Source organism: Erysipelothrix amsterdamensis (genome assembly GCF_940143175.1).
Classification (GTDB): domain Bacteria; phylum Bacillota_I; class Bacilli_A; order Erysipelotrichales; family Erysipelotrichaceae; genus Erysipelothrix; species Erysipelothrix amsterdamensis.
Map to the genome: position 1 here is coordinate 96,551 of NZ_OW659496.1, position 22,013 is coordinate 118,563.

A 22,013-nucleotide genomic window follows, 5' to 3' on the forward strand; every position below is an offset into this window, starting at 1 on the left:
AGGAGAATAAAATGACTAAAAAATTAACATTTCTTATATTAAGCGTACTAATGATTGCCTCGTCTACCTTTACAATCAAAGCAGTAACTACAGATGAAAAACTAACTGGTTACAATAAGTCACAAGGATTATCACCAGAAGAGGAAGAAAAAGCTGGTGACTTTTCTTATTACAATATGTTAATTAGTGGATATCATTCTGCTAATACGGCGGATGTTGAGGGGCCAATGTTTGTTAATAAGGACTCAAATCTTTCTAAAGATTTTCATACATTTAGTTACGGAGTGATGTTTGAATCAGACAATAATGGAGTTGGGCAGCCTATTGATCCTGATCAAAATATTGCATTATTAATTGGTGGTCAGGTAAATAATTATTACCCAAATGATCATCCTACAAATTTAAAGTATCCAACTATTGGGGAAGGAAGCTCAAATAGAGGTTGGCTTGTTTCATCAGACATTGATTCATGGAAAGAACAAGCTTTTAATATGAACCTCTCAAAAGGGAAACAACGAGATATAAACGAATCACAATACAAAAATATTCTTAAATCTGTATCTGCTAGCATCGATATGCTTGAAGAAGATTTAAGTGGTGTAACAAGTATGGTTAAACCATTACTAGGCGAAGATGGAAAGCAAATGAAAACTCTGGGAGATTACGTAGATGGTCGTTATGTTTCGTATGATATTTACCAGTCTACGATTGATGACCGCATTCTTGTGGTAAACGTTGTACCAGATAAAGAAGGTACTGTTATATTCGAAGCGCTAGGGTTCGATTATAAACAAATTATCGATAGTGATAAGATTGATCAGGTTGTTGTGACATCATTTGATCGTGAAGCAAGTGGAATCAAACGACATGCTGAAAAAATTGTATTTAAAGGAAATTATCTTACAAATCACTCTGGAAATAATGCAGTACTTGATATTTCACGAGGACCCGAGCATCATATTGCTGTAAATAATGCAAACAAGGTTTTATACTACTTTCCTAAAGCACAACAAGTCACAAACTTTTATAACCGCGTAAGTTGGAATGAAATCAAAGCACCTACTGGTATTACTGTTGATAATCCAGGACTTAACGATGATAAAACATTAAATTATAATAAAGAATATCTAAAAAACTATGCAACCGGATCATCCAATAATGGAAGTGCATCTGAAGGAGGAGGCGCTACGATTATTGGTAGTGTTGTTGCACCTGAAGCTGCAGTAGTTTTAGCTTCAGGTAATATTAATGGATTTCTAGTTTCTCATGATTTACATCAACGATTGGGTGCAGAGGTTCATAATTTTAGAAATAAATGGATCCACAGAACAAAAGACACGGGTTCCATAGAAGTAAATAAAATAGATGCTGATGACCAAAGTAAAGTCTTGGAACATGCAGAATTCAAACTCTTTACGCACATCAAATCGAAGAAAGTTTATGCAGTCGTGAATCAAGACACCCATGCTTTCGAATCGTGGGTAACAGATAAAGATCAAGCCAGTGTTTTGAAAACAGATGGAATGGGGAAAGTAAGTGTTCATAATCTTGCTCCTAGTCGTTATTGGGTTGAAGAAGTAAAAGCACCGGATGGATATGAAATACTAACACAACCGATTGTTGCAGATGTAACCGTAAACCATACGACAGCGAGGCCATTAAAATTGGATGTTGAAAACAACAAAACAGGAAATAAACCCGAACATGGTGGTTTTAAGATGATTAAATATGGCGATAAGTCAGATCTGAAACCCCTTGGTGATGCGGAGTATATTCTCTATAAAAAATATAAAGCGGATGATACTCAAGGTAGCAGAGAGATTACTGAATATTATACGGGATTTGGAGAATTTACAGATTGGTCTTCAAATATTCTTTTTGCCAAACATATCATTACAAATACCAATGGTGAGGCGGTTGTTGATGGACTCCTTATTCCCAAGGATGATAAAGCAGAATACTATATTTTAGAAGCAAAAGCACCTAAGGGATTTGATTTAAATCCAGAACCTGTACAAATCAAACTGGGACAAGATCCTAGTACCAATCCTCAGGTATTGTTTAAAGCATATGACAATGAAGAAGAACCATGGAAACCGATTGTTCCTGGGATGCCAGAAGGTTCGATTTTGATTGATAAATTTGATGCATCAATCAATGAAAAACCAACTTCAAATAACCAGCTGAAAGGTGCGGAATTTATTCTTTCCAAAACAGTTGAAGAGAGTGGAAGTAAAGTTACTAAGTTTTATAAAGGAATCAGTGATAAAGATAATCCATGGACTCTTGAGGAATCACAAGCGGATCATCTCATTTCAGATAATGAAGGAAAAGTTCATGTAAACCATCTACGATTAGGAAATTATCAAATAAAAGAAATTAAAGCTCCAGATGGTTTCATTACCAGTTCGAAAATTTACGATGCAAATCTTACCCAAAATAACAATGAAAACATGGTTAAGATAAAAGTAGACATACCAAACTTACCACAGCCTAAAGTTATAGTTAAAAAAGTGGACGAAGACACCACAACAAAAACATTAGCTGGCGCTGAATTTATTCTTTATCAAGAAAATAGTGTTAAAGAGTATCTAACTGAAAACATGAAGTGGAGTGCCCAAGAGAGTGAAGCGAAACACTTTGTGACACAAAGCGACGGAATAGCAGAAATTAATCTACCCCAATACGGTGTTTTTTATCTTAAAGAGGTTAAAGCACCAGATGGATATGAAATTAATTCAAATCCACTCAAGTTGGATATCGATGAAGCATCAAAAATCAAAGATTATGAATTTGAGATTTCTAATAAAAAAATTAAACCAACTGGTTCAATTGAGTTGAAGAAAGTTGACAAAGACAATAAGTCGTTAGTACTAGAGGGAGCTGAATTTAAACTCTATCGCAATGATAAAAATCCTGAGTACTATGTAAGTGCAAATCGTTGGTCAAATAATATTGATGATGCAGCTCTTTTTAAATCAGATCAAGGCGGAATCATTCAAATACATAATCTTGAACTTGGAACGTATTACTTTAAAGAAACAAAAGCTCCGGAAGGATATGATCTTATTGCAGAAAGTTTACAGGTAGAACTTACGGATGCTGTGAATCCGCCACGAACTTCGGTCATTTTCGAGAATAAGAAGAAGGTCGAAGAACTAGGATTTATTAAGTTACTTAAAGTTGATTCTGATGATCAAAGCAAGGTTTTATTAGGTGCAGAATTTTATTTAATTCGCGATAATCAATATTATACTGCAGCAGGAAGTTGGTCATCTTCTGAAGCCGATGCAAAACACCTTATAACGAATAAAGACGGCGTTGTTGAGGTGGATGGACTAAAAGAAGGAACTTATACCTTTAGGGAAATAAAAGCGCCTGAGGGTTATGAAAAGGCGGTTATTGAAAAAGAAGTATCGCTTGATTTTACCAGTGGAACGAAAGCAGCATCTGTAACCTTTGAAAACAGCAAGCAACCATCCTTCTTAGGTGAAATCAGTTTAACGAAGGTTGATAAAAATAATACTAATCTTACATTAGCGGGAGCGGAGTTCATATTATATCGCAATGGCGAAAATGGGCTCGAGTATCGGACTGTAAGTGATACGTGGCATCAGGATAAAGCCAAGGCGAAGAATTACGTAACGGATGGCACAGGTAAAATTAGTGAACAAAATCTTGCGAAAGGCACATATGTGTTTTTAGAAACAAAAGCACCTGACGGGTATGATTTAAATCCAACACCCGTTTCGCTTGTTTTAGATGGTAGCGTATCAACGGCTACAGTAATCTTTGAAAATGAAAAACTTCTCGCTTCATTGGGTTCGGTATCACTATTGAAAGTTGATGCAGAGAATCAATCAACAGTACTTCAAGGTGCGGAGTTTATTTTCTACCGATTCAATGATCAACAGGTTAAAGAATATAGAGTCAATTCCACTCAGTGGAGTTTGGCGAAAGACGAAGCACAAGTTATGAGAACAGGTCAGGATGGTATGATTAAAGTAGAGGGTTTGAAAGATGGAACCTATTATTTTGAAGAAACACGTGCCCCTGAGGGGTTTGAATTGGATACAACACCAATTTCAGCCAAGCTTGATTCCTTAATCAACACTACAACAAATGTCGTAGCTACGAATCAATCAATTCCCGTTTTAAAGGGAAAAGTGGCGTTGAAGAAGACAGATTCAATGGATTCCACAATTTTATTAGAAGGAGCAACCTTTAATTTTGCTACGGATACATCACCCCGATCTTATTATGCAGGATCAGGGAAATGGTCGGATGATAAAAATGAAGCACTCGCATTGAGTACGGACGAAGCAGGTTTGCTCGAAATCGAAAATCTCGATTTGGGTGACTATCTATTTATTGAAACAGAGGCACCAATTGGTTATGAATTAGATTCAGAACCCCATAAAGTCAGTGTTAATGACGATCAACCGGTTCTTATCGAAATTACAAATAAAAAAATTGAAACAGTAAAAGGGTCAATTAAACTGATTAAAGTAGATGCGGATGATCCAAGTCACTTATTGGAAGGCGCTTCATTTATTATCTTTAAGAATGCGAGCGATCCAGAGTATCTAACAACGGATAATCAATGGAGTAAGGATCGAAATCGTGCTCGTAGTTTTAAAACCGATGTAGAAGGGGTTATCTCCGTAGATGACTTGGAATTAGGAACGTATTTCTTTGAGGAAATCGTCGCACCAGAAGGCTATGCATTGGATGCGACCCCTCATAAGGTCCTCGTAGAGGGGGTAAATGATTCGAAACCAGTACAAATTGTTGTTGAGAACACAAAATTAGCTAAACCAAAAGGTTCCTTAGAACTGATTAAAGTAGATACAAATAATAGCAGTAAGTATTTAAATGATGCAGAATTTATTCTATATCGCGAAGGACAAGGGAGTATTGAATACCTTACGGAAATGAATACATGGTCACTTTCAAGCGATGATGCTCAAATATTTGTAACGGCACATCAAGGGATTATCAAAATCAATAATCTTGAATTTGGGACTTACTATTTTAAAGAAGTGAAGGCACCACAAGGTTATGAGTTGGATGAAACACCAATTGAAATGATTGTGGGGGTTCATAATCCGGATGGAACGGTGAGATTTAAAAATCAGTTAAAAACGATACCTCAAATTCCAGAAGAGCCTAACAAGCCGGTGATTCCAGAGTTGCCAACAATTCCAAAGGAGCCAGAGTTACCAGCTACAGGTGTATCGAAGCAAAATTATACACTTGAAATTTCAGTAAGTCTGATTTCGGCAGGGGCATATCTAATCATAAAAGGGAAACGAAGAAGAAATTTACTATAAAAAAACACACAGTTTCGGGGAAGACCAAGTTCCCCTGAGGCTATGTGTTTTTTATTAGATTGATAATTCCATCTGGAATTGTTTTATAGATAAATCGAATCCGAGATTCATTAAGCATTCAATAATTTCTGTGTTACGGGCATCGACATTGTTGATAATAAGCATATTATGCTGCGTACTAACATGAGAAATAAGTCTTTCAAAATCTGAAATTGCGGTGTAACCAAAATGGCGTACACCGCCACTTGATGACAAAGTTATGAAAGCATCTATATCATCCGTTTCAAGTGTATAGGTTTTGTGCTCCAATTCATTAAAGTGTTTGTTTGAGAAGGACGGTTCAGTATGCCATAAATGACTGAGTTGATCAATTAGGGAACCTTGATGGAAATGGATGGATTCATCAAGGTTTGGTTTAGATGCTGAACCTTTAAAGCAAACATAAGATGCTGTTTTTTCAAAACCCATTCGGGTATAAAGTCTGATGGCTTCTTCATTAGTTTGTAGCACTTCAAGTTGGTATGTATCAATACCGTATAAACTAAAAAAAGTTAATGTGGCATCAAACATTTGTGAATAAACACCTTTTCCTCGATGTTTAGGGAGTACACCAGTCATCACATTATAAGCTAAATTTCCATCAGTAGCATTGATAATGAAACCTACTAATCTTCCTTCATAGAGCGCACCAAAGGAATACGTTAAGTTGGTATTTACACTTTCAAGCTTGTCTTTTAGTTGTTTTTCAGTTAGTTTAATTTTAACCGCATAGTCATCAAAAGAATGGTTTACCACATCGGTAAGTTCTTTTAATGTACGGTCATTAAGTTGTATGATTTCGTACATTTTTTCACCTCATGATAAATATTGTACCACGGACATTGCGGACGTTTGTATTATTAACTAAAAAATGTATAATAAGTTCTAGAAAAGAGGGCATTATGGCAGATCATGGTTTAAGATTACAACTATCAGGTATTTCAATTTTATTGTTAGGAATCGGATTAGGCAATAATGAGATATTATTATGGTTTGGTATTATTGTAAGTTTGTATGGACTCTATCGTTCCGCAGATGAACAGGGCAAGAAATCCAAAGGGAAATATGTTCCTAATATGGATAAATTAGCAGAGCGGTCTGCAGAGTCGATAAAGGAAGCACGTCGTGGACTCGAAGATACTGAAGTAAAGGAAGAGATAGAATAATTTCTCTCCTTTTTTTAAAATATATTCACTTATGGAGATCGATGTCGTGATATTAAATATCGGTTTTCTATAAATACTCTAATTTATTTTAGAGAAGATTCTAAACGTGGTTGACATTCACACTTTAACTAACCTATACTATCCATGTATTAATAACCAAATATAATACCCATAATATGGTTGGGTAGTATCTACCGATGTACCGTAAACACATCGACTATCGTGGTGAAAACTCGCAAGATCGTTTTCTCCCGATCTTTTTTTATTTGGTTTTTTAATCAGAAGAAAGCTAAGGAGAGGAGATAAAATGGAAAAATTCTTTAAGCTCAAGGAAAATAATACAACAGTTGGTACGGAGGTATTGGCTGGAATAACAACATTCTTTGCGATGGCATATATACTGTTTGTTAATCCACAAATATTATCTGAATCAGGGTTGCCGTATAATGGGGTTTATATAGCAACAATTCTTGCATCTGTAATTGGTACATTAATTATGGGGTTATTTGCGAATATCCCTTACGCACAAGCACCAGGAATGGGGTTGAATGCGTTCTTTACTTATACGGTTGTATTAGTAGGTGGTTTTACACCTTATGAAGCACTTGCTATGGTATTTATCTGTGGATTGTTGAATATGTTTATGACGGTCACAAATATTCGTAAACATCTAATCAAAGCAATTCCAGAAACATTACAATTAGCAATCAGCGCAGGTATTGGCTTGTTTATCGCTTATATTGGACTTCTTAACATCAAGTTTATCGAGTTTGGAGCTGTACCATCAATTACAAACTTTAAAGATCCAAGTATTGTCTTAGCAGTAATCGGACTTATCATTACAATTGTATTAATGCTTAAAAAAGTTAAAGGTGCAATTTTGATTGGTATCCTTGCAACGACTGTTATTGGTATTCCAATGGGAGTTGTTCAACTCGGTGGAGCCGCACAGTCAACTGTTGGGTTCTCAGTAATCTTTAAAGAATTTGGGGAAATTTTTGGTAAGGCACTGGGTCAAGAAGGTCTTGTGAGTCTCTTTACAAATTATAATTTAACTAAAATTCTACCAATTATCTTTGCATTTTCATTAACAGATACTTTTGACACAATCGGTACATTTATTGGTACGGGTCGTCGTTCAGGGATTTTTTCTCAAGAAGATCAAGATTCTTTAGAATCTGGAAGTGGAATGAAGTCAAAATTAGAACGTGGATTGTTTGCAGATATGATCGCAACTACCGCAGGAGCAGTTCTTGGAACTTCAAATGTTACGACGTTTGTTGAAAGTTCTGCCGGGATTGGGGCCGGTGGACGCACTGGACTGACTTCTGTTGTTACAGCAGCATGTTTCTTAGCAAGTATTATCTTAGCACCAGTTGTTAGTTTAATCCCTGCAGCAGCTACAGCACCTGCTCTTATTGTTGTTGGTATATTAATGAGTGCTTCATTTGGTGATATTGAATGGACTAATTTTGAAAAAGCTGTTCCAGCATTTTTCACAGTTATTATGACAGTTCTAACTTACAGTATTTCAAATGGTATTGCATGTGGTTTCATTGCTTATATTATCGTAGAGGTATCAATGAAACGTGGATCAAAGGTCCATCCAATTGTTTATGGAAGTGCGTTACTCTTTATTCTGAACTTTGTAATTACAGCAATGAGCTAAGGTCACTAAAATATATCCTTATAAATAAAAACCACTCAAGGAACTGACCTAGTTCCGTGGGACTAAAGAAAAAAACCTCTTGTATGAGAATTATTGTAAAATAGTTCAATATAGGAGGTTTTTATATGGGAACACGAACTATGCATAGCTATGAGACAAAGATGAAAGTTATAGAAATGAAATTGGCAGGATACTCAAGCAGGTTTATTCAGACTGAACTTGGAATAAAAAATGTAACACAAGTCAAAACATGGTGGAGATGGTATCGAAATGGTGAACACTATCGATTTTCTCAACCTGTAGGCAAGCAATATACTTTTGGAAAAGGGCCTGAAGGAGACACGGTCGAAGAAACACAAAGACTTAGAATTAAATCTTTGGAGCAACAAATTGAACTATTAAAAAAGTATTTGGAAAGAGAAAGGATGTGGTTCCTGAAATAATCATCAAGCTCGTTGAAGAGTATCGCAACACTGTATCAATTAAAGATATCTTGAATCTTTTTGGGGTACCTAAGTCAACGTATTACCGTTGGACTAAAAAAGAGCAACTAGATTCTAATAATTATTCTGTCAATGAAGCATTAGTAATTGAACTTTGTAAAGAAAATAAATTTCGTTATGGATATCGAAAAATAACTGCATTAATTCGAAAAGAAAGAATTATCAATAAGAATACTGTTCAAAAGATAATGCAGAAACACCAATGTCAATGCCGTGTTAAGGTCAAACGGTATCGAAAAAACAAAAATCCGAAGATCATTATGCCCAATATCATTAATCGCGACTTTAAATCACTACGTCCTCTAGAGAAATTGGTGACAGATATCACTTACATCCCTTATGGCCATAAAATGCTCTATTTATCTACGATCATGGATTTATATAATGGTGAGATTATTGCGTCTACATTGAGTGACAGACAAAACCTAGAATGTGTGGTTGATACATTAAATCAACTTCCGGATATCGTTCAGCCATGTATTCTTCATTCTGATCAAGGAAGTGTCTATACATCAAAAGAGTATCAACTTAGAGTAAAAAATAAAAGCATTACCATGAGTATGTCCCGTAAGGGGACACCCGCTGATAATGCTCCTATCGAATCGTTTCATGCCTCTCTAAAGTGTGAAACATTCGAATTAAACCCAGAACTAAAGGGTTCTACTGAAATTGTATCACAAACTGTGATAAACTATTTAAAATATTACAATGAAAATCGAATACAAGAAAAGCTAGGATATCAATCGCCCGTAAATTATCGGTTAACTTCATCCTAACTTGGTTTTTTCTTTAGTCCCACGGAACTAGGTCAGTTCCCAACGAAGAGTGGTTTTTATTTATAATAAGTTGAGTTTTTTTAGAATCTTTTTATGAGCTGTAATGATTGCTAGTTTGTGTAACTGTTCTAGGGGAATAAAGTACCAATTTTGATTTAAGTCTTTAACGGTATCAACTTCAAAAACAGAAATGTTCCACTGTAAATGGGAAAATTTATGTTTTAAGGTGAATACTGGATCTGGTGCTAAAATTCCATCAATTTGTGGCAATCTTAGAAGTCCCTCCATCAGACCGTCTTCGTGATCATCTGAAATTAGAATTCTGCCATCTTTCTGATATATCAGAACTGATTTTTCATAAATGGGTACCGGTTTTGCTTTAGGAATAAATGGTATTGTTCCGATACACTCACCACGATAACAAGCGCACATTTCTTTAAAAGGGCAACCTTCGCAGTTTGTGTTACTTGGCGTACATACAAGAGCTCCCAGCTCCATAAGAGCTTGTGTAAAGTCACTGGGGTCAGCGCCATTTAATAATAACTCCTCTTTAAGAAATGTTTCAAAGTATTTATGGCAAGCCCGTGTATTAACATTTTCAGTATAGTTGAGGTATCGTGCCATAACACGTTTTACATTTCCATCGATTGCAATTTCAGGCAAACTGAAAGCAATTGAGGCGATTGCACTGGAAGTGTAGTCACCAATACCTGGAATTTTCATGAGTTCTTTTTTGTCAGCTGGAAGCGTACCTTCGTAATGCTCCATAACGTATTGAGCACCGGCATGAAGGTTTCGTGCACGACGGTAGTAACCGAGTCCTTCCCACATTTTCAAAACCTCATCAATTTCTGCATTGGCGAGTGTTTCAACATCGGGATATCGTTTTATCCATCGATCATAATAGGGAATCATGGTAGCGATTTGTGTTTGTTGGGCCATGATTTCGCTTACCCATATTTTGTAAGGATCTTTTTGAGACCTAAATGGTAACACACGTTTGTTTTCGTGGTACCAGCCCATGAGTCGTTCTGTAAAGTTCATAAGGATAGTATACACGATAAAATAAAAAGAAAAGAGCTCGGTGCTCTTTTCTTAGAGAGATAGTGCGTTTCATTATCATTTACTCCATAAGTGGTTAAGAAGGAAATCATGAAGTAAATTTCAAGAGAGACAATGAATTGCAGTAACAACTTACATTATTTTCCAAGTTGTTACTTATATGATATACGGAATCGGGGCGGAAATCAAGAATAAATGGTATAATAAACGTGGGAAAAAATGTGAAGAGGACAATTATGGAAACTTATACAAAATCGCTTTCTAAAAAAGATAAGATCACGTTAATCTTCCAACTTCTATTAGGTGTATTTACAGTGATAGTTGGTGTTTTATTTATATTTAGAGATAAAATTTTATGGTCGTTAATCTATTGGATGTTTGTTGCGATGTTAGCGGCAACAATACTTTTGTTTTTATATCGATCTATAAAAAATCGAAGTGTTTCGGATGCACTTATAGCGCTCGGATCCGGTGTTTTTCTAGCTTTAATTATTTATAAAGAGGCCCTCTATATTGAAATTATGGCATTGTTTTTTGGTATTTGGGCTTTGTTTAATGCACTTGTTCATGGACTTGAATTTTATGTCGCAATTCATGAGAAACAAAAAAACAAACTTTTTAAACTATTCGCTTCTGTAGTTTCTTTAATAATGGGTATTGTATTACTAACGCGTGGCGTATCGAATCGCTTTTTAATGAATATTCAAATTGGTTCGTACGTGATTTTCTTTGGAATCGTATCCATCATATCTTCAGCTCGCGTATTGTGGCGTCATCAAACGAGCGTACGATTATCTGCTCCTGTTTTTTTAGCCGCGATGAATCCTTATTTTCTAGTTAAAGAGACACGAAAATTGGTTCAGAGTAATCCAGATGCTGTGATTGATAAGGTCGTGAAGACTGAAGGAAATTACATCTCAATCTATATTTATGCGAAAGATCACGGTTATAACCGGATGGGACATTTGGATATTGGTTATAACGGGGTTATTTACTCTTATGGTGCTCATGATCCGTTCAACCGTGCGAAATCTATGGCATATGGAGATGGTGTCATGATTGTGGGAAGCGAAGTCGATTATGTTCAGTATGCAGTGGACGATGATACAACTGTATTTCGCTTTATTTGTGAATTATCTGATGAACAGCGTGAATTTGTGGAAAAGCGTTTAGATGAGTTGTTTAAGTCCGCTTATTATTTTAAGTGGCCATATCAACTTGATACTAAGAAAGAACATCATCTTACGAATTTAATTGATGCAGGTGCTGCTGTCGATTACTATAAGTTTAAAGAGGGTGAGTTTAAAACCTATAATGTCTTTACCACAAATTGTGTTTTAATCGCTGATTATGTCATTCAGTCAACGGGTATGAAATTATTCCAAATGAGTGGAGTTATTACACCGGGTGCTTATTATGATTATCTTGATAATTTATTAAATAAACCCGGTTCGATTGTTGTTAAGCGGGAAATATATCGAAAAAAAGAAGTTTAAAGAATGATAAGCTCCCCTTAAAGTAGACACCCGAAATAAATAAAATCGGGCACTACAAAAAAGGAGGAGCTTTTTCTATGGGGAGAAAGAATAAATATCCAGCCGAAATAAAAGAACAAGCAATTAATGAATATTTGAATGGCATAAAAGGTGCACCAGAAATAGCTGAAGAATTATCTATTGATTCTAGTACATTACGTAGTTGGGTGAAAAAGTATCAAACTTATGGTATTGAAGTTTTTTCAGATAAAGATCGAAACAAAAGTTATTCGAAAGAGCTCAAGGAATCCGCAATTAGGGATTATCTTGAAGGCGCAGGTTCTCTTAAAGATATTAGTATTAAATATGGTATAAGTTCCCATGAGGTTTTGCGCGGATGGATAAAAAAGTATAATAGACTTGAAACTATAAAGGATTACGATCCTAAAGGAGAAGTCTATATGACAAAAGGTAGAAAAACAACAATTGAGGAGCGTCAGGAAATTGTCGCATATTGTATTGAACATGACTACGATTATAAGGGGACTGCTGAGCGCTATGAACTTTCTTATGCTCAGGTTTATCAGTGGGTGAAAAAGTATAACGAATTGGGAGATGATGGTCTTCTTGATAAACGTGGCAAGCGAAAACAAGAAGATCAACTTAGTAATGAAGAACGTTTAGAACGTAAAGTAAAACTACTTGAAAGACAACTCGAACTGAAAGAACGCGAGAACATTCTATTAAAAAAAGTGAAGGAAATCGAAAGGGGGCGATATTCTCCAAAGCAAAACAAGAAGTAAAGTATCTCGCAGTGCAGGAACTACATCATAAACATGGCTGGAGTATTCAGTGGATGTGTAAGGTACTTAAAATCGCAAGAAGTAGTTATTATAAATGGACGCATCGTGTTGAAACAAGCAATGAAATTGAAAATCATGAGCTTTGCAATCTCATTCTTGATTATGATGAACTATTTGGACATATCTTAGGCTATCGACGCATGACGGATTGGATCAATGAGTTGAATAGCGTTCAATATAACTCGAAGAGGATTCATAGACTCATGAAGATGCTAGGGGTGAAATCAGTGATTCGTCAAAAGTCTAAAAAATATTCACGAAGCACTCCTGAAATCACAGCTGAAAATATTTTAAATCGAAATTTCTTTGCCGCAAAACCGAATGAAAAATGGCTGACAGACGTCACAGAATTTAAGATTAAAGGTTCAAGTAAGAAACTATATCTCAGTGCGATTATTGATCTTTATGATTTAAGTGTTGTGGCGTATCAAATAAGTGATCGGAACAATAATCAACTTGTGTTTGATACTTATCATAAAGCTATCGCGAGATATCCAGAGGCAAAACCTTTATTTCACAGTGACCGCGGATTCCAATACACAAGTAGGGCATTTAGGAAACAGCTAGAAGATCAAGGAGTGATGCAAAGTATGTCTAGAGTGGGACATTGTATTGATAATGGTCCTATGGAAGGATTTTGGGGAACAATCAAATCAGAAATGTACTACCCTAATGAATTCAGTACAAGAAGCGAATTGAAGAAAGCAATTGAAGTGTATATTGATTTTTATAACAACAAGAGACTTCAGAAACGCTTCAAAAACAAAACACCAATGATGGTTCGAACTGAAGCGCTAGGAACAGAGACACCTGTAGTCTACGCGATTCCAACTAACAAGAAGATTGAAGCTTACTGGTCAAACATTAGAGAAAAACAAATGCAGTCACTTGTAGCATAAAAAAGATGATTCATCATAAAGTGATAAATCATCTTGGATATTTTATTTATTTCACCTGTCTACTTGACAGGGAGCAGTTCAGAATCCTTTGGATTCTTTTTATTTTGTATTAAGCATATTCATTGATAATATTTCGAATTCGAAATATTATAGTAATACAAGTAGGAGGTACTTATGAAACAGTTAAAAGGACTACATCATGTAACTGCGATTACGAGCAGTGCAGAAGAAATTTACAAATTTTATACATATATTTTAGGAATGCGTCTTGTTAAGAAAAATATTAATCAAGACGACATTCATACTTACCACCTTTATTTCGCAGATGACCGTGGTAATCCCGGAACGAATATGACATTTTTTGATTTTCCAAATATCACAAAGTCACAGCGTGGTACGAATGAATTATCTCGAACCAGTTTTCGAGTAGCTTCCGATGAAGCACTTGTGTACTGGGAAAAACGATTTACACACTTTGAAATTCCATTTGAATCAGATCATATGTTCTTTGGGAAAAAAGCAATCACATTTGAGGATTTTGATGGACAGCGTTATGCTCTAGTTTCTGATGAGAATAATGTTGGTGTTGCTTCAGGAGAACCATGGCACAAGGGTCCTATTCCGGATGCTTACGCGATTACCGGCTTAGGTCCGATGTTTATGGATGTATCGAATGTTGAGTTAACACATCAAGTTCTTTCAACCATATTTGGAATGAGAAAGACGATGGAAGAGAATGCATTAACGCTCTACGAAATGGGTGATGGCGGTAATGGGGGTTCAGTTATCGTGCGTGCGAATCGAGAACAATCAAATGCAATTCAAGGCTTTGGGGGCGTTCATCACGTTGCATTTAGAGTTGATGAAAAAGAAGATCTTATGAAGTGGTATCGAGGGTTATCTGAAATGGGGATTCCTAGTTCGGGTTATGTAGAACGTTTCTATTTCGGTTCACTCTATATCCGAATCCTTCCTAATATTCTTTTCGAAATCGCAACTGATGGACCAGGGTTTATTGATGATGAAGAAACTTATGAAGTTCTTGGTGAGATGTTGACATTACCACCACATCTTCGTCCAAAGCGTGACTATATTGAGTCACAAATCAAAAATTTCGATACAGTTCGTAGTACTCGCGAATTTAAGAAAGAAGAATTTTAATGACAGACCTTAAGACGCTTACGATCCTGTTTCGCACACATCAAAATATCTTAGAACAAGTTAAAGAGAGTATTAAAGATTTTGAAATTAATGTTAATGAATTTCAAGCACTTGAAGCGCTTTATCATAAAGGAAAACTTACCACTCAAGCGCTTTGTGATACGGTTCTTGTACCAGGAAGTAGTATGACGTATGTCGTAGATCAGTTAGAGAAAAAAGGTCTTGTTGTTCGATTGAAAGACGAGAATGATCGCAGAATAAACTATGTTATGCTTAGTCCTAAAGGTTTAAAGGATATCGAAATTATCTACAATAAGCATTATGAAGTGATGCGTAAGCGATTCGATAAACTTACGTCAGAAGAAGAAGTAACACTTCAAAATCTTTTAAAGAAAATAGGAAAGGAGGGCTAGTATGATCCATAAAATGATACCAGGGAAATCGGAACGTACAATTATTGGTTTACATGGAACTGGTGGTACCGAAGAAGATATGGTTCAGATTGCGCATTATATTGATCCGGATGCTGCATATATTGGTATTCGAGGTAATATTGTGGAATCAGGAATGAACCGATATTTTAAACGAGTCGATATGAAAACATTTGATTTAGAAAGTTTGAATCACGAATCTGTAATCTTAAAAAACGAAATTATGACATTACTGAAAACATATAATCGATCTTTGGAAGAGGTATCTGTCGTAGGATATTCAAACGGTGCAAATATTACATTGAATTTACTAAAAATGGATTATGGTCTCTTTAAACAAGCACTCTTATTTCACCCAATGCATGTACAACCGAGCATTCCATTTTCAAAGCACCTACAAACCCGTGTATTTATAACAAGTGGTACGGGTGATCCCTATACGGATGTCCAAGATATTGAAGTAATGGTTGAAGAATTGCGAAAATCTCAGATTTTTGTAACACACTTTCATACGCAGCATGGTCATCAATTAATTCCTGAAGAAATTAAACAAGCACGTGATTTCTATGAAATTTAACACACATGAGTTAAGTGCTAAAGAACGTTATAAATTATTGACTGGAAGCGTAGTACCACGACCAATTGCTTGGATAACAACTCGAAACACAGATGATTCAATAAATCTTGCCCCTTTCAGTTTTTTTAGTCTCGTTTCAACGGAAGTTCCCATTGTTTCGGTTGCGATTAATCGAAGTAATGGAAAACTAAAAGATACAAGTAAGAATCTCTTACAAACACGCGAATGCGTGATTCATATTGCGAATCATGAGCATGTTGAAGCAATGAATGAGAGTTCGATGACACTTTCTTATGGAGAAAGTGAAGTATCTAAAGTGAATCTCGAAACACAATCAAGTACGATGATTGACACTTTGAGTCTTAAAGATGTAAAGATAAAACTAGAAACTGTACTGTTTAGTCATCAAGAAATTGAAAATGAGGATGGAGTATGTACAGATCTGTTTTTACTTAAAGTACTTCATTTGGATATCGATGATTCCATTTTTATGCAGGAGAATCAGTACATCGATGTAAATAAATTCGGTCCTATTGCACGTCTTGCAGGAAATCAATTCGCCGAAATTAAGCCAGTATTTACATTAAAACGCCCTAAATAAAAAGAAGCTCGATTGTGAGCTTCTTTTTATAATTCTTGCAGTAATTTTTTCGCAATATCTTGATTTAATTTAGGTTCTTTGATTAATTTCGCTACAAGTCGATCAACATCTTCTGACGGACACCCTATAGCTAAAGCAAGGGATTTTGCCTGTAGTTTCATATGTCCATTTTGAATCCCTACAGTTGTGAGTGCATAAAGGGCTGCAAAGTTTTGTGCGAGCCCCACCGAAGCTAAAATCATCATTAGCTCTTCGGCGTTTTCATATCCTAAAATTTTACGACTCAATTGTGCTTTAGGGTGGATTGCGATGGAGCCACCTACAGTACCAATTGGGAGGGGGAGTTTGATCGTGCCTTCAATCATGTTGTCGGAATTTATACACCACGTGGCAAGCGGTTGATAGCTTCCTGTGAGCGATGCATAGCTATGGACTGAAGCCTCGATTGCTCGCCAATCATTTCCAGTAGCAATAACTACAGCATCGATACCGTTCATAATTCCTTTGTTGTGGGTTGTAGCACGATACGGATCAACTTCAGCAAGATGACTTGCTTGTTGGATTCGTAAAGCGATATCATCAGGGAAACGAAGTGTTTGGGGATCGATTATAACACGTGCTTCAACCAAACATTCGGTTGCGAGGTTCGATAATATGGCCATGAGCGGATGTTCATCAAAAACTGATTCAAGATGATTTCCAATTGCTTCTAAGATTGTATTCATCATATTGGCGCCCATTGCTTCTTGAGTATCAATCGTACAGTATACAATCAAAAAAGGTGTTTTATGAGGTTTATTGATGAATGCAGTATGGATATGACGTAGACCACCTCCACGCTTAACAATAGAAGGGTACGCTTCGCGAGCAATTTTAAATAACAAATCTCGGTTATCATCCAAGTATTGAATCATTTCTACTTGATTATGGGGATTCGCAAACGCAATTTGTCCAATCATGTTACGTTTGTGAATACGAGCATGGATGCCACCATTATTCTTCATGATTTTCGCAGCGTTACTTGCAGCGGCGATTACAGAAGGTTCCTCAGTAACCATAGGAACAACATACTCTTGATTATTTATCAAAAAATTTGGAGCACAACCCATTGGGATTTCATATGTAGTAACCGCATTTTCTATCATATGTTCATAAATCTCCGGTCCCAGAGGAATATCAAGACCGAAATCGTAGAGACTTTGATCATTTAATACATTACGGCGTTCTGTTATCGTTTTTTTATAAAATTTATTGTACATAATGAACACTCCTTTTATAAATATCATACCGAATTTGATTATATATGCCAAGTAGAATTGAGAGGTGTGGTATTATATTAAAAAAGGAGTGATATGATGAAAACAAATAAAGTTTCAATTATCGGTGCAGGATTCGTCGGTTCAACAACAGCTTTTGCGTTAATGAATAGTAATATTGCATCTGAAATCGTAATCGTTGATATTAACAAAGAAAAAGCACAAGGTGAGGCAATGGACTTAGACCAAGGTCGCGTGTTTGTTTCTCCAGTTAAGATAATTGCTGGAGATTATCCAGAAACTCAGGGTTCAGATATTGTAATTATTACAGCGGGTTTAGCTCAGAAACCCGGTGAAACACGTATAGATCTTGTAAATCGTAATATTAAGATTTATGAAGAATTAGTACCAAATATCGTAAAATACAATCCCGATGCTATTTTACTTGTGGTGTCAAACCCAGTCGATATTTTGACACATATTACTTATAAACTGTCTGGATTTCCAGCAGAACGTGTTATTGGTTCAGGAACGGTCTTAGATACTGCACGTTTCCAATCGATGTTAGCGAATAAATTTGAAGTTGATGCTCGAAACATTCATGCGAATATTATTGGAGAACACGGCGATAGTGAAATTGCTACATGGTCTTTAACGACCGTTGCAGGACTTACTATCGACCAATACTGTGAGAATGTTGGTATTGAGTTTACAGAAGAAACACGTCAAAAAGTTACGCATGACGTAAAAACTGCAGCTTATGAAATTATTGACAGAAAAGGGTATACAAACTATGCTGTCGCACTCGCAATTACGCGTATTGTGAATGCGATTTTAAGAGATGAAAATTCAATTTTAACGGTATCAAGTCTTCAAGATGGCGCATACGGCATCGAAGATGTTTATATTTCAGTTCCTACAGTAGTGGGAAGAACCGGTGTTAAACATGTTATTGAAGTTCCGTACAGTTCAAACGAGGTTGAAGCACTTCAAGAATCTGCAGAGATGTTAAGAGATATTGTTTCACAATCTAATTTATAATAAGGAACACCATGTTAATCGTTAACATGGTGTTCCTTTGTAAGCGTTTAAGTGAACTTATACGCAAAAAATAAGCATGAAGAGTGCATTTTCTGTCAATTCATGTTCAATTCATGTATAATGATACAGTTATAGGAAAAGAGACGATGTATATGAAAAAAATTATTAATATAGCAGTTATCGCGCACGTTGATGCGGGAAAATCTACATTGGTTGATGCAATGCTTAAATCAGCTGGTGTTTTCCATGAAAATCAAGTTGTTCTAGATCAAGTTATGGACAGCGATGATATTGAACGTGAACGTGGTATCACAATCTATTCCAAAAACTGTAGTGTAAATTATGGTGACATCAAAATTAATATTGTTGATACACCAGGCCACGCCGACTTCTCAAGTGAAGTAGAGCGTATAATTAAAACCGTAGATACAGTTATTCTCCTTGTGGATAGTGCAGAAGGTCCTATGCCACAAACACGCTTTGTACTTAAAAAATCACTCGAAGCCGGTCTAAAACCAATCTTATTAATTAATAAAATTGATAAACCTGATCGCCGTGTTGAAGAAGTAATCGAAGAAGTTTATGAATTATTCATGGATCTAGATGCTACTGATGAACAATTAGAATTCCCAATTCTTTATGGTATTGCGAAGAAATATATTGTTCAAAAAACACTTGAAGAAGAAGGAACAAACATTAAACCGTTGTTTGATACGATTGTGGAACACACACCACTTTACCCAGATTATGACAACGATCCGTTACAATTCCAAATTTCCTCACTTGCTTATGATGAATATGTTGGACGTTTAGGTATTGGTCGTATTACTAAGGGTCAAGTTAAACGTGGACAAGCAGTTGTTGTTGCTGACAATGATGGAAATACAAAACGCCAAAACGTTTCTAAAATCTTTACATATGATGGATTGAAACGTATTGAAACTGATGTAGCCTATGCAGGTGATATCGTTCTTGTTTCAGGTATTGATGATATTTCTATTGGAAATACGCTCTGTGACGTAAATCATGTTGAGCCACTTCCTCCAATCGTAATTGAAGAACCAACACTATCCATGAACTTTATGGTTAATGCTTCTCCATTTGCTGGAAAAGATGGTAAATATGTTACATCACGTAATATTAAAGAACGTCTTGAAAAAGAACTTGAAGTTAATGTTGGATTACGTGTTGAAGCAACCGAATCTGCAGACTCATTTAAAGTTTCAGGTCGTGGAGAACTTCACTTATCAATCTTAATTGAAAACATGCGTCGTGAGGGCTATGAGCTCGCAATCAGTAAACCTCGTGTTATTACACAAGAGATTGATGGACGTAAATGTGAACCGATTGAAGAAGTAATCGTTGAAGTGCCAGAAAAATATTCAGGAACAATGATCAGCCAAATTAGTTTACGACAAGGTGAACTTACAAATATGGAAGAAGATCGTGGAATGGTTAAACAATTCTGGAATGTTCCAACACGTGGACTTATCGGTTTCCGTGGAGACTTTATTAATATGACTCATGGTGAGGGAACAATGATCCGTCAATTCCATGGTTATGAACCAATGAAGGGTGCAATTTCACAACGTTCAAATGGTTCAATGGTTTCAACTGAAACTGGAAAATCAATGACATACTCAATCTTCAACCTTCAAGAACGTGGACAATTCTTTATTGGTGCACAAACAGATGTTTATGAAGGAATGATTTTAGGTATTGCAGCACGTGATACTGATATGGATGTCAATCCAACAAAAAATAAAAAAGCAACTGCTGTTCGTAGTTCGGGACGTGATGAAGCGATGAAGCTAACACCACCGATTCCATTGACACTTGAATATGCACTCGAGTTTATCCGTGATGATGAACTTGTTGAAGTAACACCGAACTTCCTAAGATTACGTAAACGTTATTTAAAAGCAATTGATCGTAAACGAGCAGGTCGTTCAGATATTGATTAATCAAGGAGATCGATAATATGAGTTTAGGTAATAAACCATTGAAGTTGACTTTAATTAAAAAATCAAATGAATCTAAGGCGCGGCTCACAACAATTGAGACGCACCATGGAACGGTAGAAACGCCAATGTTTATGCCAGTAGGAACCCTTGCAAGTGTTAAATTTCTTTCACCAGAAGATTTACGTAAAATAGGTTCCCAAGTTATTTTAAGCAATACGTATCACCTATGGTTAAGACCTGGGGAAGATGTGGTTCGTCAAGCAGGTGGACTCCACAAATTTATGAATTATAATGGACCAATTTTAACAGACAGTGGCGGATTTCAAGTGTTCTCACTTGGAAAAATTCGTACAATTTCTGAAGAAGGTGTTGAGTTTAGAAGTCATCTTAGTGGTGAGAAACTATTCTTAACGCCAGAAAAAGCCATTCAGGTTCAAAATGCATTAGGACCAGACATCATGATGAGTTTCGATGAATGTCCTCCTTATCCTGCAACTTATGAATATATGAAAAATTCAGTAGAGCGCACAATTCGTTGGGCAGCTCGTGGTAAAGCAGCACATCAAAATCCTGAGACACAAGCATTATTTGGTATTGTCCAAGGAGGCAAGTATGCTGACCTTCGTGAACACTGTGCTAAGGAATTAGTAGCCATGGATTTCCCTGGTTATTCAATCGGAGGAACTAGTGTTGGTGAACCTAAAGATGTCATGTGGCAAATGATTGACCACACGATTGATTTCTTGCCGGAAGATAAACCACGTTACTTAATGGGTGTAGGTAGTGTTGATGCAATTTTCGAAGGAGTACTACGTGGTGTTGATATGTTTGACTGCGTATTGCCTACTCGAATTGCTCGACATGGTACGGCAATGACCTCTACAGGTCGTGTTAATATTAAAAATAAAAAGTGGGAATATGATTTTTCTCCACTGGATAAGAATTGTGACTGCGAATGCTGTCAAAACTATACGAAATCTTATCTACGACATTTAATACGTTGTAATGAAGGATTTGGTATGCGTCTTCTATCTATCCATAACCTAAGATTCTTATTGAAACTCATGGAAGATATCCGTGAAGCAATTAAAGAAGATCGATTACTTGAACTTCGTGATGAGGTTTATGAGAGTTACGGAATTACAGGAGATGACCATCCGGGATGGTAATCAAACATTAAACTTGGTTCGTATGAAT

General features: G+C 36.1%; 17 protein-coding genes and 1 riboswitch. Of the genes, 14 read left to right on the forward strand and 3 right to left on the reverse strand.

Annotated features, from left to right (window positions below):
* Positions 1 to 11 precede the first annotated feature (11 nt).
* Complete coding sequence (locus NMG63_RS00435) at positions 12 to 5,333, forward strand: SpaA isopeptide-forming pilin-related protein (protein WP_254007109.1); 5,322 nt, start codon at positions 12 to 14, stop codon at positions 5,331 to 5,333.
* 54 nt (positions 5,334 to 5,387) lie between these two features.
* Here NMG63_RS00435 and NMG63_RS00440 read toward each other — a convergent pair whose 3' ends face one another.
* Complete coding sequence (locus NMG63_RS00440) at positions 5,388 to 6,179, reverse strand: GNAT family N-acetyltransferase (RefSeq protein WP_254007110.1); 792 nt, start codon at positions 6,177 to 6,179, stop codon at positions 5,388 to 5,390.
* Positions 6,180 to 6,274: 95 nt separating this feature from the next.
* Between NMG63_RS00440 and NMG63_RS00445 the strand changes: the two genes are divergently transcribed.
* The 3 genes from NMG63_RS00445 (at position 6,275) to NMG63_RS00455 (ending at position 9,486) form a co-directional block, all read left to right on the forward strand.
* Entirely contained in the window at positions 6,275 to 6,538 is a 264-nt protein-coding gene (locus tag NMG63_RS00445; protein WP_123172017.1) for a hypothetical protein, read from the forward strand.
* A 138-nt stretch (positions 6,539 to 6,676) separates the two neighbouring features.
* Positions 6,677 to 6,779: riboswitch (purine riboswitch) on the forward strand.
* Between the two features lie 66 nt (positions 6,780 to 6,845).
* Positions 6,846 to 8,207: an NCS2 family permease gene (locus NMG63_RS00450; protein WP_254007111.1), complete on the forward strand. Its 1,362-nt coding sequence runs from the start codon at positions 6,846 to 6,848 to the stop codon at positions 8,205 to 8,207.
* A gap of 125 nt (positions 8,208 to 8,332) precedes the next feature.
* Positions 8,333 to 9,486 (forward strand): IS3-like element ISErh1 family transposase gene (locus tag NMG63_RS00455; RefSeq protein ID WP_254006376.1). Its coding sequence is split into 2 segments (ribosomal slippage): positions 8,333 to 8,606 and positions 8,606 to 9,486, totalling 1,155 coding nucleotides; the frame shifts between segments, so codons are not numbered across the junction.
* A 60-nt stretch (positions 9,487 to 9,546) separates the two neighbouring features.
* Here the strand turns inward: NMG63_RS00455 and mutY are convergent.
* Positions 9,547 to 10,530 (reverse strand): A/G-specific adenine glycosylase, encoded by a 984-nt coding sequence (gene mutY, locus NMG63_RS00460; RefSeq protein ID WP_123172061.1) that lies wholly within the window; start codon positions 10,528 to 10,530, stop codon positions 9,547 to 9,549.
* A gap of 254 nt (positions 10,531 to 10,784) precedes the next feature.
* Between mutY and NMG63_RS00465 the strand changes: the two genes are divergently transcribed.
* The 7 genes from NMG63_RS00465 (at position 10,785) to NMG63_RS00495 (ending at position 16,555) form a co-directional block, all read left to right on the forward strand.
* Positions 10,785 to 12,044, forward strand: coding sequence for an HdeD family acid-resistance protein (locus NMG63_RS00465; protein WP_123172015.1), 1,260 nt, complete (start codon positions 10,785 to 10,787; stop codon positions 12,042 to 12,044).
* Between the two features lie 77 nt (positions 12,045 to 12,121).
* Complete coding sequence (locus tag NMG63_RS00470; protein ID WP_254006375.1) at positions 12,122 to 12,826, forward strand: helix-turn-helix domain-containing protein; 705 nt, start codon at positions 12,122 to 12,124, stop codon at positions 12,824 to 12,826.
* Entirely contained in the window at positions 12,799 to 13,785 is a 987-nt protein-coding gene (locus tag NMG63_RS00475; RefSeq protein ID WP_254007443.1) for an IS3 family transposase, read from the forward strand. Before NMG63_RS00470 ends, NMG63_RS00475 begins: the two co-directional genes overlap by 28 nt.
* Before the next feature lie 174 nt (positions 13,786 to 13,959).
* Positions 13,960 to 14,946 (forward strand): VOC family protein, encoded by a 987-nt coding sequence (locus NMG63_RS00480; RefSeq protein ID WP_254007112.1) that lies wholly within the window; start codon positions 13,960 to 13,962, stop codon positions 14,944 to 14,946.
* Positions 14,946 to 15,359 carry a MarR family winged helix-turn-helix transcriptional regulator gene (locus tag NMG63_RS00485; RefSeq protein ID WP_123172013.1) on the forward strand — a complete coding sequence of 138 codons (414 nt, stop codon included), beginning with the start codon at positions 14,946 to 14,948 and terminating at the stop codon, positions 15,357 to 15,359. The genes NMG63_RS00480 and NMG63_RS00485 overlap by 1 nt, the downstream gene beginning before the upstream one ends.
* A gap of 1 nt (position 15,360) precedes the next feature.
* Complete coding sequence (locus NMG63_RS00490) at positions 15,361 to 15,954, forward strand: alpha/beta hydrolase (RefSeq protein ID WP_123172012.1); 594 nt, start codon at positions 15,361 to 15,363, stop codon at positions 15,952 to 15,954.
* Positions 15,944 to 16,555, forward strand: coding sequence for a flavin reductase family protein (locus NMG63_RS00495; protein WP_254007113.1), 612 nt, complete (start codon positions 15,944 to 15,946; stop codon positions 16,553 to 16,555). The genes NMG63_RS00490 and NMG63_RS00495 overlap by 11 nt, the downstream gene beginning before the upstream one ends.
* A 26-nt stretch (positions 16,556 to 16,581) precedes the next feature.
* Here the strand turns inward: NMG63_RS00495 and NMG63_RS00500 are convergent, their stop codons facing one another.
* Positions 16,582 to 17,814, reverse strand: coding sequence for a hydroxymethylglutaryl-CoA reductase, degradative (locus tag NMG63_RS00500; protein ID WP_254007114.1), 1,233 nt, complete (start codon positions 17,812 to 17,814; stop codon positions 16,582 to 16,584).
* Positions 17,815 to 17,910: 96 nt separating this feature from the next.
* Here NMG63_RS00500 and NMG63_RS00505 point away from each other — a divergent pair, with 96 nt between their 5' ends.
* The 3 genes from NMG63_RS00505 (at position 17,911) to tgt (ending at position 21,985) form a co-directional block, all read left to right on the forward strand.
* Positions 17,911 to 18,852 carry an L-lactate dehydrogenase gene (locus NMG63_RS00505; RefSeq protein ID WP_013852439.1) on the forward strand — a complete coding sequence of 314 codons (942 nt, stop codon included), beginning with the start codon at positions 17,911 to 17,913 and terminating at the stop codon, positions 18,850 to 18,852.
* A 152-nt stretch (positions 18,853 to 19,004) separates the two neighbouring features.
* Positions 19,005 to 20,816, forward strand: coding sequence for a translational GTPase TypA (gene typA, locus NMG63_RS00510; protein WP_123172009.1), 1,812 nt, complete (start codon positions 19,005 to 19,007; stop codon positions 20,814 to 20,816).
* A 17-nt stretch (positions 20,817 to 20,833) separates the two neighbouring features.
* Entirely contained in the window at positions 20,834 to 21,985 is a 1,152-nt protein-coding gene (gene tgt / locus NMG63_RS00515; protein WP_254007115.1) for a tRNA guanosine(34) transglycosylase Tgt, read from the forward strand.
* Positions 21,986 to 22,013: the final 28 nt, after the last annotated feature.